At 54.7% G+C, this 21,021-nt stretch carries 15 protein-coding genes and 4 pseudogenes; 14 read left to right on the top strand and 5 right to left on the bottom strand.

Annotated features, from left to right (window positions below; all coding sequences use genetic code 11):
- Positions 1–754: 754 nt before the first annotated feature.
- Positions 755–1,285 carry a hypothetical protein gene (locus M1R55_RS17140; RefSeq protein ID WP_249394757.1) on the bottom strand — a complete coding sequence of 177 codons (531 nt, stop codon included), beginning with the start codon at positions 1,283–1,285 and terminating at the stop codon, positions 755–757.
- Between the two features lie 494 nt (positions 1,286–1,779).
- Between M1R55_RS17140 and M1R55_RS17135 the strand changes: the two genes are divergently transcribed.
- The 5 genes from M1R55_RS17135 (at position 1,780) to M1R55_RS17115 (ending at position 7,276) form a co-directional block, all read left to right on the top strand.
- Entirely contained in the window at positions 1,780–3,135 is a 1,356-nt protein-coding gene (locus M1R55_RS17135) for a hypothetical protein (RefSeq protein WP_249394756.1), read from the top strand.
- Positions 3,132–5,141 carry a hypothetical protein gene (locus tag M1R55_RS17130; RefSeq protein ID WP_249394755.1) on the top strand — a complete coding sequence of 670 codons (2,010 nt, stop codon included), beginning with the start codon at positions 3,132–3,134 and terminating at the stop codon, positions 5,139–5,141. The genes M1R55_RS17135 and M1R55_RS17130 overlap by 4 nt, the downstream gene beginning before the upstream one ends.
- 68 nt (positions 5,142–5,209) lie before the next feature.
- Positions 5,210–5,509, top strand: coding sequence for a transposase (locus M1R55_RS17125; protein WP_249391329.1), 300 nt, complete (start codon positions 5,210–5,212; stop codon positions 5,507–5,509).
- Positions 5,506–6,351: an IS3 family transposase gene (locus tag M1R55_RS17120; protein ID WP_249391328.1), complete on the top strand. Its 846-nt coding sequence runs from the start codon at positions 5,506–5,508 to the stop codon at positions 6,349–6,351. The genes M1R55_RS17125 and M1R55_RS17120 overlap by 4 nt, the downstream gene beginning before the upstream one ends.
- Positions 6,352–6,541: 190 nt before the next feature.
- Positions 6,542–7,276, top strand: a complete 735-nt coding sequence (locus M1R55_RS17115; protein ID WP_249394754.1) for a hypothetical protein — start codon at positions 6,542–6,544, stop codon at positions 7,274–7,276.
- 585 nt (positions 7,277–7,861) lie between these two features.
- Here M1R55_RS17115 and M1R55_RS17110 read toward each other — a convergent pair.
- Together M1R55_RS17110 and M1R55_RS32185 are read right to left on the bottom strand one after the other, a co-directional pair.
- Positions 7,862–8,758, bottom strand: a complete 897-nt coding sequence (locus M1R55_RS17110; protein ID WP_249394753.1) for a hypothetical protein — start codon at positions 8,756–8,758, stop codon at positions 7,862–7,864.
- Between the two features lie 57 nt (positions 8,759–8,815).
- Positions 8,816–8,992 (bottom strand): annotated as a pseudogene (locus tag M1R55_RS32185) (competence protein CoiA family protein); the annotation flags it as partial.
- A 286-nt stretch (positions 8,993–9,278) separates the two neighbouring features.
- Here M1R55_RS32185 and hsdR point away from each other — a divergent pair.
- From hsdR to M1R55_RS17095, 3 genes and pseudogenes are all read left to right on the top strand, one after another.
- Positions 9,279–12,500, top strand: coding sequence for a type I restriction-modification system endonuclease (hsdR, locus tag M1R55_RS17105; protein ID WP_249394752.1), 3,222 nt, complete (start codon positions 9,279–9,281; stop codon positions 12,498–12,500).
- Complete coding sequence (locus tag M1R55_RS17100) at positions 12,488–13,249, top strand: hypothetical protein (protein ID WP_249394751.1); 762 nt, start codon at positions 12,488–12,490, stop codon at positions 13,247–13,249. The genes hsdR and M1R55_RS17100 overlap by 13 nt, the downstream gene beginning before the upstream one ends.
- 67 nt (positions 13,250–13,316) lie before the next feature.
- Positions 13,317–13,451: pseudogene (locus M1R55_RS17095) on the top strand (IS982 family transposase); the annotation flags it as partial.
- 137 nt (positions 13,452–13,588) lie between these two features.
- Here M1R55_RS17095 and M1R55_RS17090 read toward each other — a convergent pair.
- Positions 13,589–13,954, bottom strand: a pseudogene (locus M1R55_RS17090) (NUDIX domain-containing protein); the annotation flags it as partial.
- Between the two features lie 87 nt (positions 13,955–14,041).
- The gene (locus M1R55_RS17085) at positions 14,042–14,476 is read right to left on the bottom strand and encodes a GNAT family N-acetyltransferase (protein ID WP_249394750.1); all 435 of its coding nucleotides are present in this window, start codon (positions 14,474–14,476) and stop codon (positions 14,042–14,044) included.
- A 257-nt stretch (positions 14,477–14,733) separates the two neighbouring features.
- On the opposite strand from M1R55_RS17085, the gene M1R55_RS17080 reads away from it, so the two are divergent.
- The 6 genes and pseudogenes from M1R55_RS17080 to M1R55_RS17060 all read left to right on the top strand — a co-directional run bounded on the left by M1R55_RS17080 (position 14,734) and on the right by M1R55_RS17060 (position 20,994).
- Positions 14,734–15,765 (top strand): transposase, encoded by a 1,032-nt coding sequence (locus M1R55_RS17080; RefSeq protein WP_249394749.1) that lies wholly within the window; start codon positions 14,734–14,736, stop codon positions 15,763–15,765.
- Positions 15,766–15,884: 119 nt separating this feature from the next.
- Positions 15,885–16,574: a DUF5677 domain-containing protein gene (locus M1R55_RS17075; protein ID WP_249394748.1), complete on the top strand. Its 690-nt coding sequence runs from the start codon at positions 15,885–15,887 to the stop codon at positions 16,572–16,574.
- Between the two features lie 155 nt (positions 16,575–16,729).
- Positions 16,730–16,852 carry a hypothetical protein gene (locus M1R55_RS31755; RefSeq protein ID WP_256566018.1) on the top strand — a complete coding sequence of 41 codons (123 nt, stop codon included), beginning with the start codon at positions 16,730–16,732 and terminating at the stop codon, positions 16,850–16,852.
- A gap of 58 nt (positions 16,853–16,910) precedes the next feature.
- Positions 16,911–18,401 carry an N-6 DNA methylase gene (locus M1R55_RS17070; RefSeq protein WP_249394747.1) on the top strand — a complete coding sequence of 497 codons (1,491 nt, stop codon included), beginning with the start codon at positions 16,911–16,913 and terminating at the stop codon, positions 18,399–18,401.
- Positions 18,398–19,399: pseudogene (locus tag M1R55_RS17065) on the top strand (YhcG family protein). The gene M1R55_RS17070 and the pseudogene M1R55_RS17065 overlap by 4 nt, the downstream one beginning before the upstream one ends.
- Positions 19,396–20,994 carry a restriction endonuclease subunit S gene (locus M1R55_RS17060; RefSeq protein WP_249394746.1) on the top strand — a complete coding sequence of 533 codons (1,599 nt, stop codon included), beginning with the start codon at positions 19,396–19,398 and terminating at the stop codon, positions 20,992–20,994. The pseudogene M1R55_RS17065 and the gene M1R55_RS17060 overlap by 4 nt, the downstream one beginning before the upstream one ends.
- Positions 20,995–21,021: the final 27 nt, after the last annotated feature.

Raw genomic sequence — 21,021 nt, 5'->3', positions numbered from 1 at the left:
GACTGAAAGAATCAAAGACGTATCCCGGGAGGTGGACGTCCATCCGGCACGGTACTGAAACGACGTGAATTGGACGGCATGCGTATCACCGCTCTTCCGTGGCAAGAAGCAGGGGCGCTTCGACAAGATTGATCCTTCCATGCTGCAGGCGGCCTGCAGCGGTATCGAGCAGCCGGTTGCCCGGGTCTCACCAGAGCTAGGGCTTTTGTTACGGCAAACATACCGTGTAGATCGGTGGGAGGAGGCGGTGAGGAACCTTCTGAACCGAAGCGACGTCTAAGAAGGTTCCGCTGGGCCAGCAGATGAAGCAGTTGTCGGTCGAAACGTTCGGGCGTCGGACAGGAAGCCGCCGCTAGAGCGCTGCTAGTGGCTGAAGGCTGAGCAGTTTGGTCAGGCCACCACTCAGGGAAGTCCACGCCTAGGAATGACCCTTTGGAAGAACTTCGGTCAAAAGGTCAGGCATGTCGGGAAGCCTCTTTACAGAGCAGCGCCGTCAAGGCATTCAGGATGTGGCCATGGGGACAGCTCCAGTTACCCAGGATGTGAACCGCTGTCCTACGTTGCAGGGGACCTGCCAGGACGATCAGGAGCCGTGCTTGAGCGTCGCAGAGGACGGCCATCTGGCGAACGGCTTGCAAGAGTCCCGGGGAAAGTGGGTGGGCTACCGTCAGCAAAAGCACTGGGGACAGATGCAGGCTGGAGCAGTGGGGGACGCTCTTGTAGTGCGTGGCCGACGTGTTCTCACCCGTATCATTCATGGTTCAGGCATGGGTGTAGCGTCGAATCGTGCACGTTCGACCAAGACTTGAACGAGCGTTGCCTGATGATCTTGCGTATCCCAGGGGACTGCCAGGTGGTCAATGATACTCAAGCCTTTTAATTCACTCTGGGAACGCCGAAACCAAGTTAACACTTGGCTTGATGGCATGAACGTCCGGAGGGTGCTGACCTGCCTGGACAGAAAGGCAAGGCGTTCCAGAACTTTGACCGAAAACTGGCCCTGCTGGAACTGAACTGACCATGTTGATTCAGTAATTCCAAGCATACGGGAGAGATCCTGGTGGTCGAACAGGCGAACCAATTCTATCGCTGGCAAAGGTGGAGTGTGGGCAGTGTGTTCACTGGGAGAGCTCGCCCGGCGTACGGGGCGCAACCGGGCAAGTGGCGCCTTGTCGTGGTAGAGGATGAACACCTGCCCAGCGATGAGTTCACGGACAATGTCGGACCAGGCATACCTGAGTTCCCTCGCAGTAATCCTCCGTTCAGTCGACGAACCGGGCGACATAACATACCCCCTGATATGCCATATTAGCATATGCTATTGAAGCATAGTATCGCCCCAGGACGAGCAGATGCTCCGCAATTTCTCGATTCTGGGACTTCATCTCGGCTTAATCTCCGTCGGCATGTGCTGGATGAGCTTGAAAAATCCAGTATTTCGCGTGTGGGAAAGGGTCGAAGACCACTGCAGATGCTACGAGATCGTCCGCAAAAGCCAGCCATTTATGAAGAAAATAAAGGGTGCTTGTCGCAGAGGCGTTATGAGGGTGTTTAACCCCTAAATATTCCTACCAAATCCACCTATTCGGACGAAAATCACGCCATTTCGGCTGGCAAAAAAATTTCTCATATTTTACACATAGTCCCTTCAATTTCTCATAATGACAATATTGACACTTCGAACATCTATTGCATTGTGCAAGGGAAAGCAACGGTTTCGCCGATAAATTTAAGAATTTCAACCTATCACAAGTTAGGCGCTTATGAGGGAGAAAAAGTATGAAAGAAGGGCATAACTCACAAAATAAAAGAGCAAATCTAGCTGACTATTCTTTAAGATTTGATAAGAGGGACGGTAACATTATTGTTTATGATGTAAAAGGTCGCTTCAGTGAAGTCTTGACTCAAATATATAATGATATTGCTAGGCCCTCAACAGATTCAAACGCGAGAGGCGTTGTCTATGCGATGAGTCTATTTTTAATAGAAGCGGAGAAACGTAATAAAGGAGCAAACGCAAGTGCAGCAGATGTCAGGGAAATCGTAGAATATATTCTGCACACCAGATATGGAGCAGATTTCTCTAGAACCGCTTCCAGTCATGTCAAAATCTACACTGGGGAAAAAAGCAATCCATACACAATTAAGACCTTTCTGTCCAGTATGCGTACGGGTTTCGAGCGTCTTTTCGCTAATGGATATAGAAAAGGCAAAAACCCTTTAACTGCGCACCAAACAGTAGCAAAAGATTTATCATCTCATGTGGAAGATTTAAAGACCACTGCCATTGAGGAATTTCGTCAGTCTCCTGTTTGCTATTACCGGATGACTGACGAAACCGTTATACCTATGTTTGTCACTGACGGGTCAACGTTACCTGACCTAATGCAAGAAGCGGCCAAAGCTGCCCAATGGCGACTAAGTGAACATGCAATATTGGGAATTATAATAAATGGAGGCTGCAGAGGCTGCGAATCAGTAGAAGTATCTTTTCATGGCTGGGAACTCTGTGGTTTCGGGAATCAAATCAAAGTGCACAACAAAGGCCAAGGCAGAACGCCAAGAAAACTGATTTCACTCTCGGCGGAAACAGAAAAACTATGTAACGACTATTTTACGCTAGAACGGCCCCTACAAGACAAGCGATACAGCGATTTCCTTGAATGGGCGCAGAAAAAAGGAGATGCGTCTTACACTCCTCAGTGGTACGCAATTTATCTGACGGAGAAGAAGATTGACTCTAAATCTGAGCCCCTATTTCTGAACGATAGAGGGAGGCAGTACTTGTCTAAAACGTTTTGCCGCCAGGCCTGGACAAGAGCACGGAAAAAGCTGAGGATCACACCTACTCCTCACCATCTCCGCAGATGGTATGTAAATAAGGAAATCAAATTCATTTACGAAAATTTTCAAGACGTGCGTGACCAGTACAGAGAAATGAAAAAATTTATGAAAAAAATGGGGTGGAAGCGGTGGAAAAGTGTACATCCTTATGATTTTGAGGGGTATGCAACCAATGCGGTTGAAGCATACATCATAGCCCAACTCGATGAAGAGAGCTCCAGCGACCATGAGGTTGCAGCGGAGATGATGGAAAAACTCGGTCTTTCTATCCGTATGAAGGGCGAGAAATGAGGATTGAAGCTATTGATAAACTGCTGAATATAGTTTCAGATGAGTACCGGGAATCTATTTTATCCTGGGAGTCAGCTGGTTATCCCTCCCTAGATGTAATCAATTGCTTAATTGAAATTCAACTGGAACGGCCGCCTTACGCCCCCCTGCTTCTTCACTATGCTGTCTGCAATTCTGAGCCCAAACTTGTAGAAAAGCGGCTTAAATATCTGAACAGATGCTGGCGGGAGATGTGGATAGCACAGCACAGACCCAGCACTTTCAAAGAACTTGACCGCACAACAAGCCTTGCAGATTTACGGCAGCATTCCGGTAGAGTTGCTCGTCAGGTACTTGAGGCCATCACAGATCCTACTTCTGTATTACTTTCAGATATAAGATGCATTTTACCAAACGAATACCTTCCTCTCCTCGGCTTATCAAACTTCGCCGGATATATTCCTGCCACAATACTAAAAATTGCAGACCAGCGTTTTAAATGCCATGGTGGTGCTGTACCTGAAGAAAATAGAAAGGTTATCAAAAGAATCCACTCTATGCGCAAAACACCGTACGTTTCCGAGCTTATTTTGGCTGTTTCCATGTTAACGGATGAAGAATCGGCAAGGGGGGAGCGAAATACCCCCAACTCAGTCTTAACAAAATTAACACATACTGCGTCCTTACTTAAAAAGGTATTTGCTGACTGCTCGCTTAAGAGTATGGTGGATTTTGATCCTGATTTACATTTAAGATCCTACTTTAAGGATGAATCTGGCCAGTATCTTGACAGTGTCAGGGTCGCGCATATCAGCGCATATCTTGAATGTGCAGATGCAGGATATCGTTGGGAGAGGGCTCACCCCGATCTGAAGGCCTCCGTTGCTCCCTGGCGACTGCGCTCCCCGAAAGGACATATCGATGAGGACAAACTATTCGCCGCGGCACGCCAGGCGGAGAAGAACAGGCGGTATGCCCTGGCGGACGCTCTAGCAAAGGTTTATCTGCCTACCCTGAGTGCCGTCATCCGGCGAGCCGCCGTTTTCCAGGAAATAGCGGCGGCGAGCGAGGTGGCGCATAGGCAGTTTGCGTCTCTGAGTGCCGAAGAAAACCATCTTCCATTTGAGGTCTGTCTGTCCGATGGATCCGCCACCTTGCGTTTTGTGATCTGGTCGGCGGCGGTCTTCGCCGGAAAGAGGAGCCTCACCAAGCAGTTGGAATTGCTCAATCAAGGGGATCAACGAGAAACCCTTGTCGAGTATGTGGGGGCGGTCGACGAGGCTGGTCAACCGTTGCCCGACGCTTACTTTGCCCTGGTTCAGCGCGCCTGGTACGATCCGGAATTCAGGCCGCAGATCCTTAAATATGGCGGGGTCGAATCGGATTACCTGGGTACTTGGCCAGGCTTGCTGCGTCCTGCCATGCGCCTAAGCGGTCATTGCCATAAAGAACATGCTGACGCACATCGCTCTGGCCGGAAGCCAAGGGTTTTGTTTGACTTGAAGGCGCTCTGCGCGGGTGCAGCCTATGGTGCGTTTGTTCTGGTGGTGGCCTACAGCTCAGGCATGAGGACGCATGAGATGCAGCAGATCAATGGCCGTGCGCCCGACACAGTGATACTAGAAAGTGGACACTTTGAATGCAGTATTTACAAAAAGGGTAAAAAACGGGACAAGAAGAAAATATTCAAGCAAAAGTTAGAGCCTTTTGTGAGAACGTACTGGGAAGCTTTGCGCGACGCACATTACAAATCATGGGGCGATTTTTCATACGTTCTGCCTCAAGACGGAGAGAAATTCGGTTTCGAGCGAGGGGGTTATCTACTGCAAGCTGACGGCAGGCGACTCTCGCAGGTCGTAATGAGACGGTCGGCGCGGTTTGTGGCTTTTGGCGCATGTCATGATTCCACCGACCCGGACTTCATGAGCTTAGCTATCCATCTCCTGCGACATGGCCACACACGCATCCGGGAGGAACTTGGACATCTGCTGTCGGATATCCAAAAAGATTGGACTGACCCCATCTGACAGGACCACAGGCCAAGACACTTTGCCCCATTCAGCGGATACGCTGATTGCATCGCGAAGGAGATCAGATGCCAGGACGAAATCACAGCCGCGACTTCAAACTTGAGGTTGTCAGCCAGATCAACAGCGGGCAGCACACCACGGCCCATCTCAGTCGCCTTCATTCACTGGCTCCGAGCTTGATTCATCGGTGGCGCAAAGAGGTTGAGGCACGTGGGGAAGCCGCGTTTACCGATGGTGCCACGACGGATCGCAGCGACGAACTCCGGATTGCCGAGCTGGAACGGTACTGTGGTCAGCTCGCTCTGGAGAACACGATTCTGAAAAAATCGTTGGCGACGTACCGCTCGAAACACGGCACCAAATGATTGCGGATGCGCGAGTCGCGCATCCCAGGGTGTCGGTACGTCGCTTGTGTGAGCTGCACGCGGTCAGTCGGTCGTGGTATCTGGGTCAGCAGACTCGGACACCGATAGACCCGGATCTTGGGCTGGCCAAAGAGATTGAGGCGGTGGTGTTGAAGTGGAGCGGGTACGGGTACCGTCGTGTCACCCATGAACTGGCCCGCCGGGGACGCCCGACCAATCACAAACGCGTCTTACGCGTGATGCGAGCAGGAGGGTTGTTATGCCGTCCCAAACGGCGGTTTCAGGCCACCACGGACTCGACGCACAGCGAACGTCGTTTTGAAAATCTGTTGCCAACCGTGGTCCCTAAGCAACCCAACCAGGTCTGGCAAGTCGATCTCACCTACGTTCGGGTCAAGCATGGCTTTGTGTACCTCGCCTGCGTCCTCGACAGCTTCACCCGAGAAATCGTGGGCTGGGCCATGTCCAGGTGCATTGACGCGGCGCTGGCCGTGAAGGCACTCAACAACGCGCTTGGGGCGCGTTGCCCAGCTCCAGGTCTCCTCCACCATTCTGACCAGGGGTCTCAATACGCAAGTCGCGTCTACGTGGATCGGCTTCGGGAGGCCGGGTTGATTCCCAGCATGTCCAGAAAGGGCAACCCCTACGACAACGCCCGGATGGAAAGTTTTTACAAGACCCTGAAAACGGAGGAAGTCGATCTGCAGGACTATCTCGACTTCGACGACGCACAGCGCCACATCAACCACTTCATCGGTCAGCTGTACAACCAAGAACGTCTGCATTCCAGTTTGGGGTATGTCCCACCAGCCGAGTTCGCCACCCACTATCATTGCGCCTAGAAGTGACTTGCCTGCTGGCCCGGTACTTTGGGTTCACTCCAGATCTGGGTCACGCGTGCGAATGGATGACCCAGCATTACTTGGGGGGTAAAGCGAGAGACAGCCGTCCTCAGATGATGGTTGATGTCCCCCTCGAGACCCTCTGGCAATCTCTGTTGCCTGATGCCATCAAAAGTACCTCGGTGCAGCAATGACGAACGATGATCTCCCGTTTCAACCTTCGTCGCTGCTGAAATCAGGGGAAGACCGAAAAAGCCTTACACTCGAATTTATAAAGCGCGCCATTAATGAGAGGAACAAAGAGCAGTTACATATCACTGAAGAGCTACGCACCTTTGAAACAAAAGATCTCTTAAGAATAGCAAATGAGCTGATTAACAAGAGTGACAGCAAAAGAAAAAAACCGATTTACAAAACGACACTGTCATCAAACACCGAAGTTGCCTCGGTGATCGCAGTGGCTCGGCGTGAGACGTTCCAGGCGATCCCTGACTTCTCTCGCTATGCCAGTCTGAAGGTCAACAGAAGCATTGGTCATCGGGCACAAAGCAGAAGACGTTCATACCTGATCAAACACAAGTCACGAGACCAGTTGGCCCAGGATGTGGTTGGTTTAATGGAACTCGACCGGTTTTATACGAATCGGCGTGAGTTGCTGGACGTTGGAAATCTGGAGGAGGGTCCGTGGCCAGAGAAGCTGCCGTTCCCGAATGATCCATTCGTGCCCAGTGCGGCGGCCGCACATCGGTATCAGCAGCTGAGGACACATCAGCGCAAGGCAGATCTGGCTAAAATGATCATTGATCTGGAAAAGCGGATCTCTGAACATCGGCAGCATCTCCAGAAGCTTGACCGCCTGTATCTGGCACAGAAGCCAAAGTTCAAGCCATCAGCCGTCAAGAGCAAAAAGGGAACCACACGATGAGGAATGGCAATGTGCACGCTAGAGGACCGGTAGAGGACCGCTGGACGCCCGCTGAGAGGGCTGTTGAGAGGACTGGAATTCTCGGACTGCGCTACTCTACATAAAACAGCGCTAGGGCGACTAGACTTTAGCCGAGAATAGCCAAGAAAACCCCCTCCCAGACGGTGGCTCATCGTGCACAATCCCTCCAAGCTTTCACACTTGGATGCCCACGAGCAACCAAAGACGGCTTGAGATGGATCGATGCAAAGCCTTGCCTCCTGTACCCGGCAATGTCTCTCCGAGGTTGGTACCTGACGTACTGCATTCCGCTGCTTTTAGGGATGCCCACAGCCGCAGCGCGTCAGCAGAACCTGGCGCAGCCATGGGAGCAAGGGATTTCGTCACTTGCCGGGAACGGCGCCAAGTTGTTCTAAGGGCCAAACAGGAAGCCTCCCAGTAGCCCGCATTGCTGCCATTTGCCTTGGAAAAGATCGACGAGTGGTGAAGCCAACGGATTCCTGAGGTGTAATTTCTCGGGTCGATGCAGCAAGTGAATGGGGAATTTTCATGTCCCTCTCTGCACCGCCCGTGCCAGACATTGGTTCAGTCCTCTTGCCACCAAAACCGGCCCTCTGGCTGGGCAGACAGCGCTGGTGCACGATGAGGCATCTGGGAAAACGTCTCAGTCTGAGCAACGGCCCCGGCAGCCGAGCGGGTGAAGGCAACACCTGATGGGGCTCGGCCATGCCACCCGCAGTGAATACAAACGCTTTGCCAGGGCTGAAAGGCAGTGTCACGCCGCACCAAGGCGGTCCAGGTGGGCACCATGTGCTGGCTGTCGAAAAATACCGTCTGCAGGCTGCACCCGGGGCAAACCGCCACTATGGTGGTGTAATGAGACAAGCGAGTATCAATGTCCGGGAGATGCTCTGTCAGAAAGGCGGATAGCACGGCCTGCTCCTGAGCATGAGCGGGGAGGGCCACGCGGTAGATCCGCATCTCGGCCTGCTCGCGTTTTTGCCGTTGCGCACTGCGCGCTTCACGTTCCTGCTTCTGAGCCGCCTGTAGGGCCGCCGCTTTGGCCGCCTGCTCTTCCAAGCGTTGCTGTTTTGCCGCCAGAACGTTGGCCTGGGCCTGCGCTTTGGAAGCCGCTGCGTTGCCGCACCGAGAACAAGGCTGGCGAGCAAAGAGGTTGGTATTGACCGCAGTCAGGAGAGGCACTCCGGCCTGTTTCAACAGTGCGGCGAGGTTGACCTGCACTTCGAACCACAGCACGGTCAACCCGAGGGCCTTGTCCTCCGGCACCTGGTGGGCGTAATACGCTTCAAACGCCACCTTCACTTCTGCGTTTTCCCCCAGGATGGCCACATCTGCCCGGTACGAACCCACCGGGACTTCCTGGGCCACCTCGTGTACAGGCAAGAGGTGATACTTCTTGCGCAGCTTGATCAGGCACACGGGGCAACAGAGCATGACCTCAAAGGCGCGGAATAAGCTCAATCGTTCACACAGCCCTTGCTTGAACACGCGGTGCTCGACACTCTCCCCTGTCGCGGTACACCTGCTGCCTGCGAGATGGGCGAAATGGGTCCGGTATTTCCTTCCCCGCCGGATTCGAACGGTTTCCCGACACGCCAGACAACTGTAGCGGCCCTCGCGGGGGACCAAGGCTGGATCCGCGACCTGCCCTGCGGCGTCAAGAGCAAAGGGCACTCCAGCGTGATCGCGCGTCATCGCCTTTCAGCCTGACACAATCAGCCTCAGGCCAAAGCCTCATTTGCTTATCTCCAAGGGTGTCCTGCTCAGCCTCCTTGTGTCCGCGCCTAGCACTCAGCCAGAGCGTGACGTGGCGATATGGGATCTAAAGGTGCTCCAGCGCAGAGGTGAACCACTCCTTTAAATTGAGCTTGGGCCAGATGAATTTCACCGACTATCCAGAGGCTGAGTCGAGCGTTCGGACCCTATCTGCCGCAACTTCAGGTGCGGGGATCAGAGCAACCCAGTAAGCTGGCAGCACGTCATGACTTCCCCTTCCAATTTCGCGCATCTCCTTCCCCTGGACGATGCTCTGGCCAAACAGGGGGCACTCGCAGAGCAGCTGCTCTTGCTCGACCCCAGCACCTGCATTGCCAAACTCCGCCAGTTTGCCGAGTTGCTGGCCAAACAGGTGGCCATTCACAGCGGCACTTGGAAGCCGGACGAGAGTCAACACGACCGGTTGGACCGGCTTAAGCGTGAAACGGTTCTCAACGAGGAAGTGGCCCGCGTGTTCCAGACGCTGCGTCAACAGGGCAACCGGGCCACGCACGACCTGGCAGGCGATGCGTCACAGGCCCTCTTCCTGTTGCGGCTGGCCTGGCAACTGGGCTGGTGGTTTCACCATCTTCGGGCCCCAGAGACCATCACTGCCGATCTTCAGCCTGAGTTCGTTGAACCCACCGCTCGGATGGCTTCCAGCGACGTCCAGGTCTTGAGACGAGAAGAGGAAGAGGCGGGGCAGATCGCCGAAACACAGATTCAGCACACGCCAGAACAGCTGATCCCCAAGCCTGCCGCCCTCAAAGCGGCGCAGAAAGCGGCCCAACTGGTGAACCTGAGTGAGGCGGAAACCCGCGTGCTCATCGATCAAGCCCTGCGCGACGCTGGCTGGGAAGTTGACACCAATCAACTGAAATTCAGTGCGGGCACCCGCCCGGAAAAGGGCCACAACCGGGCTATTGCCGAGTGGCCAGCTGCCAAGGGGCATGCCGACTACGTGCTGTTCATCGGCCTCACGCCTGTCGCCATCATCGAAGCCAAACGCAAAAACAAAAATGCTTACGACCACTTGACTCAGGCGGAACGCTACAGCCGAGAGATCGTGCACATTGAGGCCGACCAGTTTCCGGGCGGCCCCTGGGGCGAGTATCAGGTTCCGTTCCTCTTCTCCACCAATGGCAGGCCTTACCTCAAGCAGGTTGAGCTCGTCAGTGGCATCTGGTTCCGGGATGTACGGCACCGCGAGAACCACCCCAGGGCTCTGGTGAACTGGTATACGCCGGAGGGCCTGCAGAAACTGCTGGATCATGACCCCAAGGTGGCTCAGCAGACCTTGGAGGACACCGCGGTGTCGTTTGCTTTTCCTCTGCGCTCCTATCAGCGGGATGCTATCCAGGCGGTGGAGGCCGCTATGGCGAGGGAGCAGCGTCAGATTCTGGTGGCGATGGCGACGGGAACAGGCAAGACCAAAACGTGCATCGCGCTGATCTACCGCCTGCTGAAAGCCCGGCGCGTGAACCGGGTGCTCTTCCTGGTGGATCGCCGCTCGCTGGGAGAGCAGGCCGCCGGTGCCTTCAAGGACACCCGCATGGAAGGCGTGCAGAACTTTGCAGACATTTATAACCTGGCCGAACTCAACGACGCCAAGCTGGGGCCGGACACCGTGGTGCATGTGGCCACCGTGCAAAGCATGGTCAGCCGGGTGCTCTCGCCATCCGAGGGCCAAGGTCCGCTCCCCATCGACACCTACGACTGCATCATCGTGGACGAGGCCCACCGGGGATACCTGCTCGACCGCGACCTGTCCGACACCGAGATGACGTTCCGGGACGGAGATGATTACCTCAGCAAGTACCGCCGGGTGCTGGAGTACTTCGATGCCACCCGAATTGGCCTGACTGCAACCCCTGCCCTGCAGACCAGCCAGATTTTTGGAAAGCCCGTCTACACCTACTCCTATCAGCAGGCCGTGGTCGACGGCTTCCTGATTGACCATCAAGCGCCCACCCTGATCAAAACCAAACTCAGCCAGGACGGCATTCACTTTGGGGCGGGAGATGAGATCAAGGTCCTGGACGTCGGCACCGGTGAAGTCACCTCTGTGACGGTGCCCGATGAACTGAGCTTCGATATCGACACGTTCAACAAGAAAGTCATCACCGAAAGTTTCAATGAACAGGTCTGCCGGTTTCTGGCCAAGACCCTGCCCATCACGTCCAAAGAGAAGACGCTGATCTTCTGTGCCAATGACCTGCACGCCGATCTGGTCGTGAAGTTGTTGCGGCAGGAACTTGCCGCCGCCTGGGGTGGGGTCGACAACGATGTGGTGGCCAAGATTACCGGAACCGTGGACGACCCGCTCGGCATGATCCGCAAGTACAAGAACGAGAAGTTCCCCAATATCGCGGTCACGGTCGATCTCCTGACCACGGGCATCGACGTCCCTGAGATCAGTCACCTGGTCTTCTTGAGACGTGTGAAAAGCCGGATCCTCTATGACCAGATGCTGGGCCGGGCGACCCGTCCTTGCGACCGCATCCAGAAGGATCACTTCACGGTCTACGATGCCGTCGGGATCTATGCCGCCCTCAAGAACATCACCGAGATGAAGCCTGTGGTGCAACAGGTCAACATTTCCTTCCAACAACTCATCCAGGAAGTTCAGTCGACGCAGGGGGCGGCGCAGCAAGAAGCGCTCCGGCAATTCCAGGTGAAACTGCATAACCGGCGGCGGCGCATGAGCGCGCAGGACAAGCAAGATTTTCACACGGCCAGTGGCGGCCTCAGTCCCGAAGAGTTCTTGGCCCTGCTGAATCAGAAGCCTGCCTCGGAGATCGCCGCGTGGTTTACGCAGAACACTGGACTGACCGAGATCTTGGACCAGATGAAGCAGGCGCAGGCGCTCCCCATGGTCATTTCCGGGCACCAGGATGAGTTGCTGGGCACTGAGACGGGCTACGGACCAAATCTCGCCCGCCCCGCAGATTACCTGGAGTCCTTTACGGCTTACATCAAGGACAATCCTGATCAACTGGCTGCTTTGGAAACGGTCCTGACGCGCCCCGCTGAGCTGACCCGCCAAGAACTCAAAACACTGGAGTTGAAATTGCGCCAGAAAGGGTTTACCTCCCTCAGTCTGGATCAGGCGTGGAAAGAAACGACCAACGCGCAAGGTGCCGCACAGATCATCGCGTACATCCGGCAAGCGGCTCTGGGCGAGAGTGTGAAGCCTTTTGCCGAGCGGGTGGACGCTGCCCGAAAGACCTTGCTTGCCTCCACCACCTGGACTGTTCAAGAGGAGGCCTGGTTGGCCTTACTGGCTGCCCAGACCAAGGTGCTGGGGATCGTGGATACAGAGACCCTCAATGATCCCGCCCTGCTGTTCCGGGAGCAATTCGGGCCTTTGAAGAAGCAAGACCACTTGCTGGGCGGTCAGCTGAGCAACCTCCTCAAAACCTTCAACGAGGAAGTATGGCGGATCTGATTTCGGACTCATTACCGCGCAAACAGCTGATGGATCTGGATCCTGCTGAACGGGTCTATTTTCTGAGAGCTCTCCGGGCGGCCCGGTACGCGGCCCTGGAAGACGCCGAGAATTTCACCAGCACGTGCTTTGTACTGGAGGAACTGGGGGCGAAGTTCTACGTGCCCCGGGGTCGCGCCAGCCCTGTTCCCAATGGCTTAGGGCCCCTTATTCCCGGCCTAGTCGCCCTGGTACCTGATGAGCGTCAATCACGCTTTGGAAGTGACCTGCGCAGGCTCAAAGATGTTCGCAACGATAAATCCCACCGGGGGGTATATGCCCGCAATGCGGTCACCAAAGCGGTGGCCGTCAGTGCCCTTCTCGAGGAGCTCCTGATGGAACTGACCACCACGGTCGCCGACATTATGGTCGGAGGCGTGACATATGCTGAGCCGTTCATGACCCTGGCCAAGGTTCGGGAATTGCTGCTCTCCCATTCTTTTTCCTATCTTCCTTACCGGCAGGGAGAGGAGTATGTGCTGCTTTCCGACGTGGCCGTCGCCCAGAGTTGGCACACCGTGGGCAAAAAAGTACGGCAGCTAAACCCATTAAGCCATTTGATTGCCGAGCAGAAGTTGAGCACCATTCCAGGTACCTATCTTCCGGCGACTACGCTGTTAACCTCAGATTCCGTTCCGTCATACCCTTGCCTGGTTCAAGATCCCACTGGCAACATCATTGGCATCGTGTCGGCCTTTGATTGGTTGTGACGCGATCCCCCGCTCTACAGTGGTGCCATTCATGACCCCAAATCCCGCTCCAGAGCTTCAGGACTGTGTGGAGTCGGCATTCTCTGTGCTGGTGGGCGCTGGATTGCGTTAGACCAAGGTGAAGACGTATTTGAGCTTGCGGTTGAAGGTCGCCCTGAACGTCCTGGCACATAACCTCAAATTCATTGACTTCATTGTCTGAATGGTCCTGTACTCGTGGCGCAGAAGGCCGTTCTGGGTGTAGATGTCCAGTTGGTGAGCGATGAAGTCTGTCTGTTGGCGCAGGATGTCACGCTCACCAGGCCAGAACATCTCAGGGTGCGATCCCAGGGGCGTCCACATCAACGTGTGATTGATTTCGGTTGGCTGGCTGTGAACTTCTTCTGTAGCGAAGAGGAACCAGCGCCACTGCAGCCAGACGCCTTTGCCGAACCCGTACCGCTCCTCGATCGTGAGCGGCTCTGCCTGAAGGAGGTGGAGCCACCGCAGCCCAGTTTCTTCTCTGATTTCGCGTACTGCGGCTTGCAAAGCACTCTCACCTGCTTCGACCTCACCTTTGGGCAACGCGATCACGTCGAATTCTGGTTCATGCTCAATGGTAAGTGCCACCGAAAGCTGATCATTTTGCTGGCGGATGACGATGCCACCGGCAGTTTGGCGGACGGGAACATCAGAGACGCGCGTATACCACGTTGAGTCGATCATCAGAGACATCTAAGCATGCTCTGCCGCGTCAGCATCACCCATTTCTCCTTGTTGTCAACCCTTACCCACGATTTTTAGCGTTTCACGCTAAGGACGGACAAGAACAATTTGTCGGCGCGCGCGACGGAATTCAGCACGCTGATAAAACGCTTCAGCGTCTGAATCCTGAGCCGTAAGCAGGTAAATACTCTTCACCCCACGGCCAAGCACAGCTTCGATATAAGCGTTCAGAAGGTTTTTCCCAATCCCCTGTCCCTGTCGCTGCGGGTTCACGAAAACTTCTTTAATCTCGTGCGTCAATGCGGTGTCTTTCTGTTGGTCGTGGCCCAGTGCTGCGCCAAGGCACTGATCATTTTCCCAGGCACCCCAGGCCACACTCCTGGGAAGCATCAGCATTTCTTTCAAACAGTTGGACGCCGTTTCTTGCGTCCAGGATTCACCCCACGGTGCAGCATTAAAGGTGGCGATGAAAACTTGGGTCACGTTTGGCAGGTCTCCCGACTCAAGTGGGCGAATTTCCATCAATCCAGAATAGCTAGGCGATGTCAACCCCTTATGTAGTACGTCTGGGTTCATTCCTGATCAGTATGGAGACTGCCAGGTCAGTCCGAGCCGCCAAGTCCGCGTCAACCCCAGATCCAGCAAGACCGTCGAATAGACAGGACCGGCTCGGGCGCTCTTCTCGAAGACTGAACGCGATCCAAGGCCACCCAGCCTGCACCAGAAGAGCCAGTGCCGAGAGCGTCCGACCTGCCCCGACCCTTTCTCTAGGAGGTTTTATGTTTGCCCTCGGCCTCGACATCGGGAAAGACTCTCTGTACGCACATTTACAGCTCAACAACGACTTGGAAATGTCACTCCATGACCTTCCGAACACGCCCACTGGATTCGGGCGCCTGGTGCACTGGGCCCAACAACATGATGTGAGGTCAACGGAGCTGCACGTAGTGATGGAAGCCACGGGGGTGTACTGGGAGCAGTGCGCGACCTTCCTGTTCAGTGCGGGCTGCACCGTCAGCGTGGTGAACCCCACCAGCATCAAGTCCTTCGCCCGCGCCAAACTCAAACGGGGCAAGACAGACACCATGGATGCAGCGGTCATTGCCCTGTACGGCGCCATCATGCGGCCGAAACCTTGGTCACCGCCGAGCACCGCATTGCAGGAACTCAAGCAACTCGTTCGTGAACGCACGGCGTTGTGCGAAGCGCTGACACAGGATCAGAATCGCCTGCACGTCTCAGAACGCCGGCAGCATGAAAACCAGATCGTCGTCGCTTTGCTGAACACGCGCATTGCCTTGTTCAAGCAACAGATCTTGGAGCTCGAAACGGCCATCCGAGCACTCATTTGTTCCGATGACATGTTGCGCGAGCCGTTTGGGCTGCTGACCAGCGTTCCTGGGTTCGGCTTGCTCACTGCGGCGTCTGTACTGGCGGAAACAGATGGGTGTGCCGTGCTGGAGACGGGCAAGCAGATATCAGCTCACGCTAGCATCGCCCCAGCGCCGTTTCAGTCGGGCACAAGTGTCCATGGCCGAGGGCGCATTTCAAAAACAGGGAATGCTCACCTGAGGCGTTCCGCGTACCTTGCGGCCTTGAGTGTCACACGCAACAAAGGGCATCTGGATGACTTCTATCGTCATCTGCGAGCTGATGGAAAGCCGCCCAAGGTGGCGTTGATCGCGCTTAGCCATAAATTGTTACGGACAGGACTGGTCGTCGTGAGCTCAGGGAAGCCATTGGGCGAAACGTACGTGAAACCAGCTTCACACCACGTGTGGAGTGGTTCGGCGAACGGGCGACCGCTGTAGACAATGTCCAAAAACTACGCTATCTATTCGCGGTCAGTAGAATACCATTCGCCCCAGAGTGTTAGGTGCTGAGCATCAACAGAATAGCCAGTTTGAGGCATTACCTTTATTATTAAGCTATGGCAGAACCTGATCCCAAAAAAATTGGTGACTTTGTTTCACACTCCCAAATTTCTGAAGTGGCAGAGGCTTTCCGAAAAATTGCCCAAACTGCGATAGAGACCAAACTTATTGTCAGCCAATCTCGGCGAGATGAAGATGTTAAACACATAATGATTAATATGCTTAGCTATGTTTCAAGACAGTGTACATATATTGCTCAAGACGTAGAACAGCCAATAGAAAAAATTGCTTGGGCTGTAAGAAATTTATTTGAACTTAATTTGGAGTTTAGAAGTATTCAAGTTTTGCAAAGCTGGAAAAAGTATATTGCCGCTCGCGCCAGGGATGAAGTTGACATGCTAGAGGGAATATTAAGTTTTGCTGACGATCAAGAGACAGATCCAGCAAAAACACTCATAGCGAGGATAGAAGAGCTTAAAGCAATAGCCCAAAGAAATGGATTCGATATTTCTAAACGTGACCAGACTAATTACCGCCAACTAGCAGTTATAAGTGGCGTCGAGCAAGAATATTTAGGATTTTACAGATTTTACTCAAAATTCATTCATCCCACGTCTTGGCTTATAAATGCTAGTGACGAATCTAAAGATTCTTTTGAATCACGTAACATATTCTACATACAGGGGCAAAAGTACTCTTGGGACTTAATCTTTAGGATAAAGGATGAGTTGGATAAGGATGAATAGTCATCTTAAATAGCTAGCTATCAGTCAATCAGGGATCATCTTGCTCAGGCGCACAATTATGCCGTCTTCCTGAACGCGCCGTACTATCTGCTGACGAATGGGGACGATCTGCGGGTGTTCCTTTTTACCCCAGTGCCATTGAATCGGATATCGAGGTGTTCAAAGGCACCCGTGCAGGCCTGAGAGAAGACTTTGAAACCATCTACAAGCTGATCAGCCGTCCGGCAGTCGTGAAGTACCGGCAAGCGGTTCGAAAAAAGGCCGGTCAGGCCAGCTGAACGGTGGTCGAGGCCTGCCGCGCGCCGCTGCAGCGGTTCATCGCGCAAAATAGGGGGAATGACGCAGACCCCGACCACCCGTGACATCGTCCAGAAGCTCTGGAGCTTGTGCGACGTCCTCCGCGACGACGGCGTGACGTACCACCAATACGTCACGGAACTTACCTACCTCCTCTTCCTGAAAATGGCGGAGGAAACCGAGACAGAAGAGCAGTTGCCCGAAGGCTACCGCTGGAACGCCCTCAAAATACTGAGTGGGGTCTCGCAACTCACGTTCTACAAGAAACTGCTGCTGCACCTGGGCACCGAAGCGGGCGGCATCGTGCAGGAGATCTACGCCGACGCAGCCACCGTGATCCGCAAGCCCACCACGCTGAACACCCTGGTAACCGCCATGGACAACCTCAACTGGTACAGCACGGATAAGGAGAGCCTCGGTGACTTGTACGAAGGCCTGCTGGAAAAGAACGCCGGTGAGAAGAAAAGCGGTGCAGGCCAGTACTTTACGCCCCGCCCACTGATCGGAAGCATTGTTGCCCTGATGCAGCCCACCCTGGACGACGTGATTCAGGATCCCGCGGCAGGAACTGGGGGATTCCTGATCGAAGCCAATCGGTACATCCGCGAGCATGGCGACCGAGCAAATTGGACTGAGGAGCAGCAGCGCAAGTACAGACGCGGCACCTTTTACGGCATGGAACTGGTGCAGGACACCCACCGGCTCGCGCTCATGAACCTGATGCTCCACAACCTCGATTACGATCCGAATGGTGCGGGCATCCGGCTGGGCGATACCCTGGGCGCAGAAGGCGAAAAGATCGCGGCCACAGCCCCCACGTTGATGCTGTCCAACCCCCCCTTCGGTACCAAGAAAGGGGGCGGCATGCCCACGCGCACCGACTTCGTTTTTCCGACCAGCAACAAGCAGTTTGCCTTTCTACAACACATTTACCGGGCCCTGGAGCCTGGAGGGCGCGCGGCTGTCGTGCTGCCCGACAATGTGCTGTTTGAGAGTGGTATCGGCAAACAGATCCGCGCTGACCTGATGGAGAAGTGCCGCCTGCACACCATTCTGCGGCTCCCCACAGGCATCTTCTACGCGCAGGGGGTAAAGACCAACGTCTTGTTCTTTACCCGTGGAGAGGAAGACAAAGGCAATACGCAGGAAGTCTGGGTCTATGACATGCGGGCCAACATGCCCCAGTTCGGCAAGCGCACGCCGTTTACCCGTGACTACTTTGCGGATTTCGAGGCGGCGTTTGGCCCTGATCCCAAAGTGGGCTCAGAGGCCTTAGCTGCCCGCATAGACACTGGTGAACCAGGGCGCTTCCGCAAATACACCCGCGACCAGATTGCTGAACGCGGCGACAGCCTGGATATCTCTTGGCTCAAGGACGACAGCGCCGAGCAGGGCGAGTTGCCTGAGCCTGCCGTAGTGGCCGCCAGCGTGATCATAGAACTGGACGCTGCTCTGGAAGAAATGCGGGCCATCTTGTTGGAGTTGGGCGAAAGTGAAGAGGTGTTGGAAGCCGCTGGGGTGGCGGAATGACTGAACTGGATCAGCCAGACTTTCGTCCGGTATTGACCTTGATCCAGCAGGCACAGGGCCGGGCGCTGAGGAGCGTCAACCGCGAGCTGATTGACCTGTATTGGCAGATTGGAAAGTACCTGAATGAGAAGATTGCGGTGGACGGCTGGGGCCGGGGTACGGTGCAACAATTGGCCGACTGGCTGAGGGCCGAGCATCCCGACTTACGGGGCTTTTCAACGCCGAACCTGTGGCGGATGCGGCAGTTTTACGCGGTCTACAGCCCCAATCCAAAACTCTCGACGCTGTTGAGAGAATTGAGCTGGTCGCACAACATCACCATTATGAGCCGGTGTACCAGCGACCAGGAGCGCGAATATTACCTGCAAGCGGCCAACGCCGGGCGCTGGAGTGTGCGTGAACTGGAGCGCCAGATCGGCGGCGGTCTGTACGAACGTGCGCTGACCCAGCCCGCGCCGCTGAGTCCGGCCTTGGTGGCTCAGCACCCCCGCGCCGCCGAGGTCTTTAAAGACACCTACCTGCTCGACTTCCTGAATCTGCCCGGCGGCCACAGTGAACAGGACTTGCAACGCGGGCTGGTGGTGCATCTGAAAGACTTTCTGCTGGAACTCGGCCCTGATTTTACCTTTGTGGGCGAGCAGTGCCGCCTGCAGGTGGGGCAGCAAGATTTCTTTGTCGATCTGCTGATGTATCACCGCCGCCTGCAAGCGCTGGTGGCGTTCGAGCTGAAGATCACGGCCTTTGCTCCGGCCATGATGGGCCAGCTCGATTTTTACCTCGAAGCGCTGGACCGAGATCACCGCCTGACGCACTAGAATCCCAGTATCGGCGTGCTGCTGTGCCGGAGTGCCGACGCGCAGGTGGTGGAATACGCCCTGTCTCGTAGTGCCTCGCCTGCATTGGTGGCCCGTTACTTGACTCAATTGCCTGACAAAGCTCTACTTCAGGCCAAATTGGACGAGTTTTATGCACTGGAACAGGCCCACGCAGATGTATGACCAAACCAAAAAGGAAGGCCTTGCCCGTGACGATTGAACAGAAGATGGAACTTGATTTGAGGATTGAGGGTGGAAATGAAGAAGGGTTGCCGGAAGGGTGGATCAGTGAAAGGCTTGCACAATTGACAACTAAAATCGGCAGTGGATCCACTCCTAAGGGAGGAAGTGAAGCATATAAGCCTCAAGGGGTGCCGCTGATTCGCTCTATGAACATCAGATTCGAGGGCTTCAAGAATGATGGCCTTGCATACCTTGATGACGCCCAAGCCGAAAAATTAAGCTCAGTAGAAGTGAGATCCAACGATGTGCTGTTAAATATCACCGGAGCCTCTATAGGACGCGTGACCACCGCTCCAGAAAAGATGCACGGCGCGAGAGTCAATCAGCACGTTGCTATTGTTCGTACATCCGAATGTTTGAATCCAAGCTATCTCAACCGCTTTCTGGCGTCGCCCAGTATGCAGAACCTCATCACTGAGTCTGAAGCAGGCGCAACACGTCAAGCGTTGACCAAAGAAAAAATAGAAGGATTTCAAATCCCACTTCCCCCCCTCCCCGAGCAACTCCGAATTGCAGATAAGCTCGATACCCTGCTCTCTCGCGTAGATGCAGGTCGGGAACGCCTGGAGCGGGTGCCGAAGCTGATTAAGCGGTTCAGGCAGTCGGTCTTGAGTGCGGCGGTGAGTGGAGAATTGACACGGGAGTGGCGAGGGGGCGGAGATGCGGAGTGGGAGGCAACCCTACTGAATTCTCTGGCTCATTCCATTACTGATGGCGACCATCAAGCGCCTCCTCAAGCAACCAGCGGAATTCCATTTATTACAATTTCAGCAATCAATGACGCCACTCTCAGGCTTGAGAAATCAACCCGTTTTGTGCCTCCAAGCTATTTGGCGGCTTTGAAGGCCACTCGGGTTGCCAAATTAGGGGACATCTTGTTTTCAGTTACGGGTAGCATTTGTATCCCCGCCATTGTTAACACAGATCAACCATTTGTGTTTCAGAGGCACATTGCCATCATAAAACCCAACTTTTCAAAAATATCTGGCAAATGTTTGTACTATTTTCTTGCTAGCCCAGAGATCAGAAAACAGGGTGAGGAAATGGCCACCGGAACCGCCCAACCTACAGTGTCACTCAGTAGTTTGAAGGCATTTGAAATTCCCCTGCCCTCTCTCCCCGAACAAGCCGAAATCGTGCGCCGCGTGGAAGCCCTCTTTGCTTTCGCAGACCGCTTAGAAGCACGCTATGCTTCTGCACTCCAGTCCTTCAACCGTCTGACGCCTGCGCTGCTGGACAAAGCGTTTCGGGGCGAACTCGTGCCCCAAGACCCCAACGATGAACCAGCCAGCGTGCTATTGGAACGCATCTGGGCACAGCGGGGAGCAAGCCCGAAGGCCAAAGGGGGCGGCAAGGTGGCCAAAGCAGTAGGTGAAGGCAGGACAGAGCCCAAGCGGCGTGGACGGCCCCCTGGCATCAGCACTGCCATCCCCGAGACCAGCAGCGTTGAGGAAGCCATCCGCACCCTAGAAACGCAGAAGCTGGAGCGGGCGCAGGGCACGCGGCAAGTGAGCCTGTTTGGAACCGAAGACTGATGGGCTTTTGCAAAGAACACAATTGCC

It is taken from the genome of Deinococcus sp. QL22, assembly GCF_023370075.1.
Taxonomy (GTDB): Bacteria; Deinococcota; Deinococci; order Deinococcales; family Deinococcaceae; genus Deinococcus.
The sequence above is the reverse complement of the archived record's forward strand: the minus strand, read 5'-3'. Positions and strand labels throughout refer to the sequence as shown.

Coding starts and splice junctions, on each gene's coding strand:
- M1R55_RS17080 (WP_249394749.1), top strand. CDS start 14,734: ATGTTTGCCCTCGGCCTCGACATCGGGAAAGACTCTCTGTACGCACAT.
- hsdR (WP_249394752.1), top strand. CDS start 9,279: ATGACTTCCCCTTCCAATTTCGCGCATCTCCTTCCCCTGGACGATGCT.
- M1R55_RS17135 (WP_249394756.1), top strand. CDS start 1,780: ATGAAAGAAGGGCATAACTCACAAAATAAAAGAGCAAATCTAGCTGAC.
- M1R55_RS17060 (WP_249394746.1), top strand. CDS start 19,396: ATGACCAAACCAAAAAGGAAGGCCTTGCCCGTGACGATTGAACAGAAG.
- M1R55_RS17130 (WP_249394755.1), top strand. CDS start 3,132: ATGAGGATTGAAGCTATTGATAAACTGCTGAATATAGTTTCAGATGAG.
- M1R55_RS17100 (WP_249394751.1), top strand. CDS start 12,488: ATGGCGGATCTGATTTCGGACTCATTACCGCGCAAACAGCTGATGGAT.
- M1R55_RS17140 (WP_249394757.1), bottom strand. CDS start 1,285: ATGTCGCCCGGTTCGTCGACTGAACGGAGGATTACTGCGAGGGAACTC.
- M1R55_RS17070 (WP_249394747.1), top strand. CDS start 16,911: ATGACGCAGACCCCGACCACCCGTGACATCGTCCAGAAGCTCTGGAGC.
- M1R55_RS17085 (WP_249394750.1), bottom strand. CDS start 14,476: ATGGAAATTCGCCCACTTGAGTCGGGAGACCTGCCAAACGTGACCCAA.
- M1R55_RS17115 (WP_249394754.1), top strand. CDS start 6,542: ATGACGAACGATGATCTCCCGTTTCAACCTTCGTCGCTGCTGAAATCA.
- M1R55_RS17120 (WP_249391328.1), top strand. CDS start 5,506: ATGATTGCGGATGCGCGAGTCGCGCATCCCAGGGTGTCGGTACGTCGC.
- M1R55_RS17075 (WP_249394748.1), top strand. CDS start 15,885: ATGGCAGAACCTGATCCCAAAAAAATTGGTGACTTTGTTTCACACTCC.
- M1R55_RS17125 (WP_249391329.1), top strand. CDS start 5,210: ATGCCAGGACGAAATCACAGCCGCGACTTCAAACTTGAGGTTGTCAGC.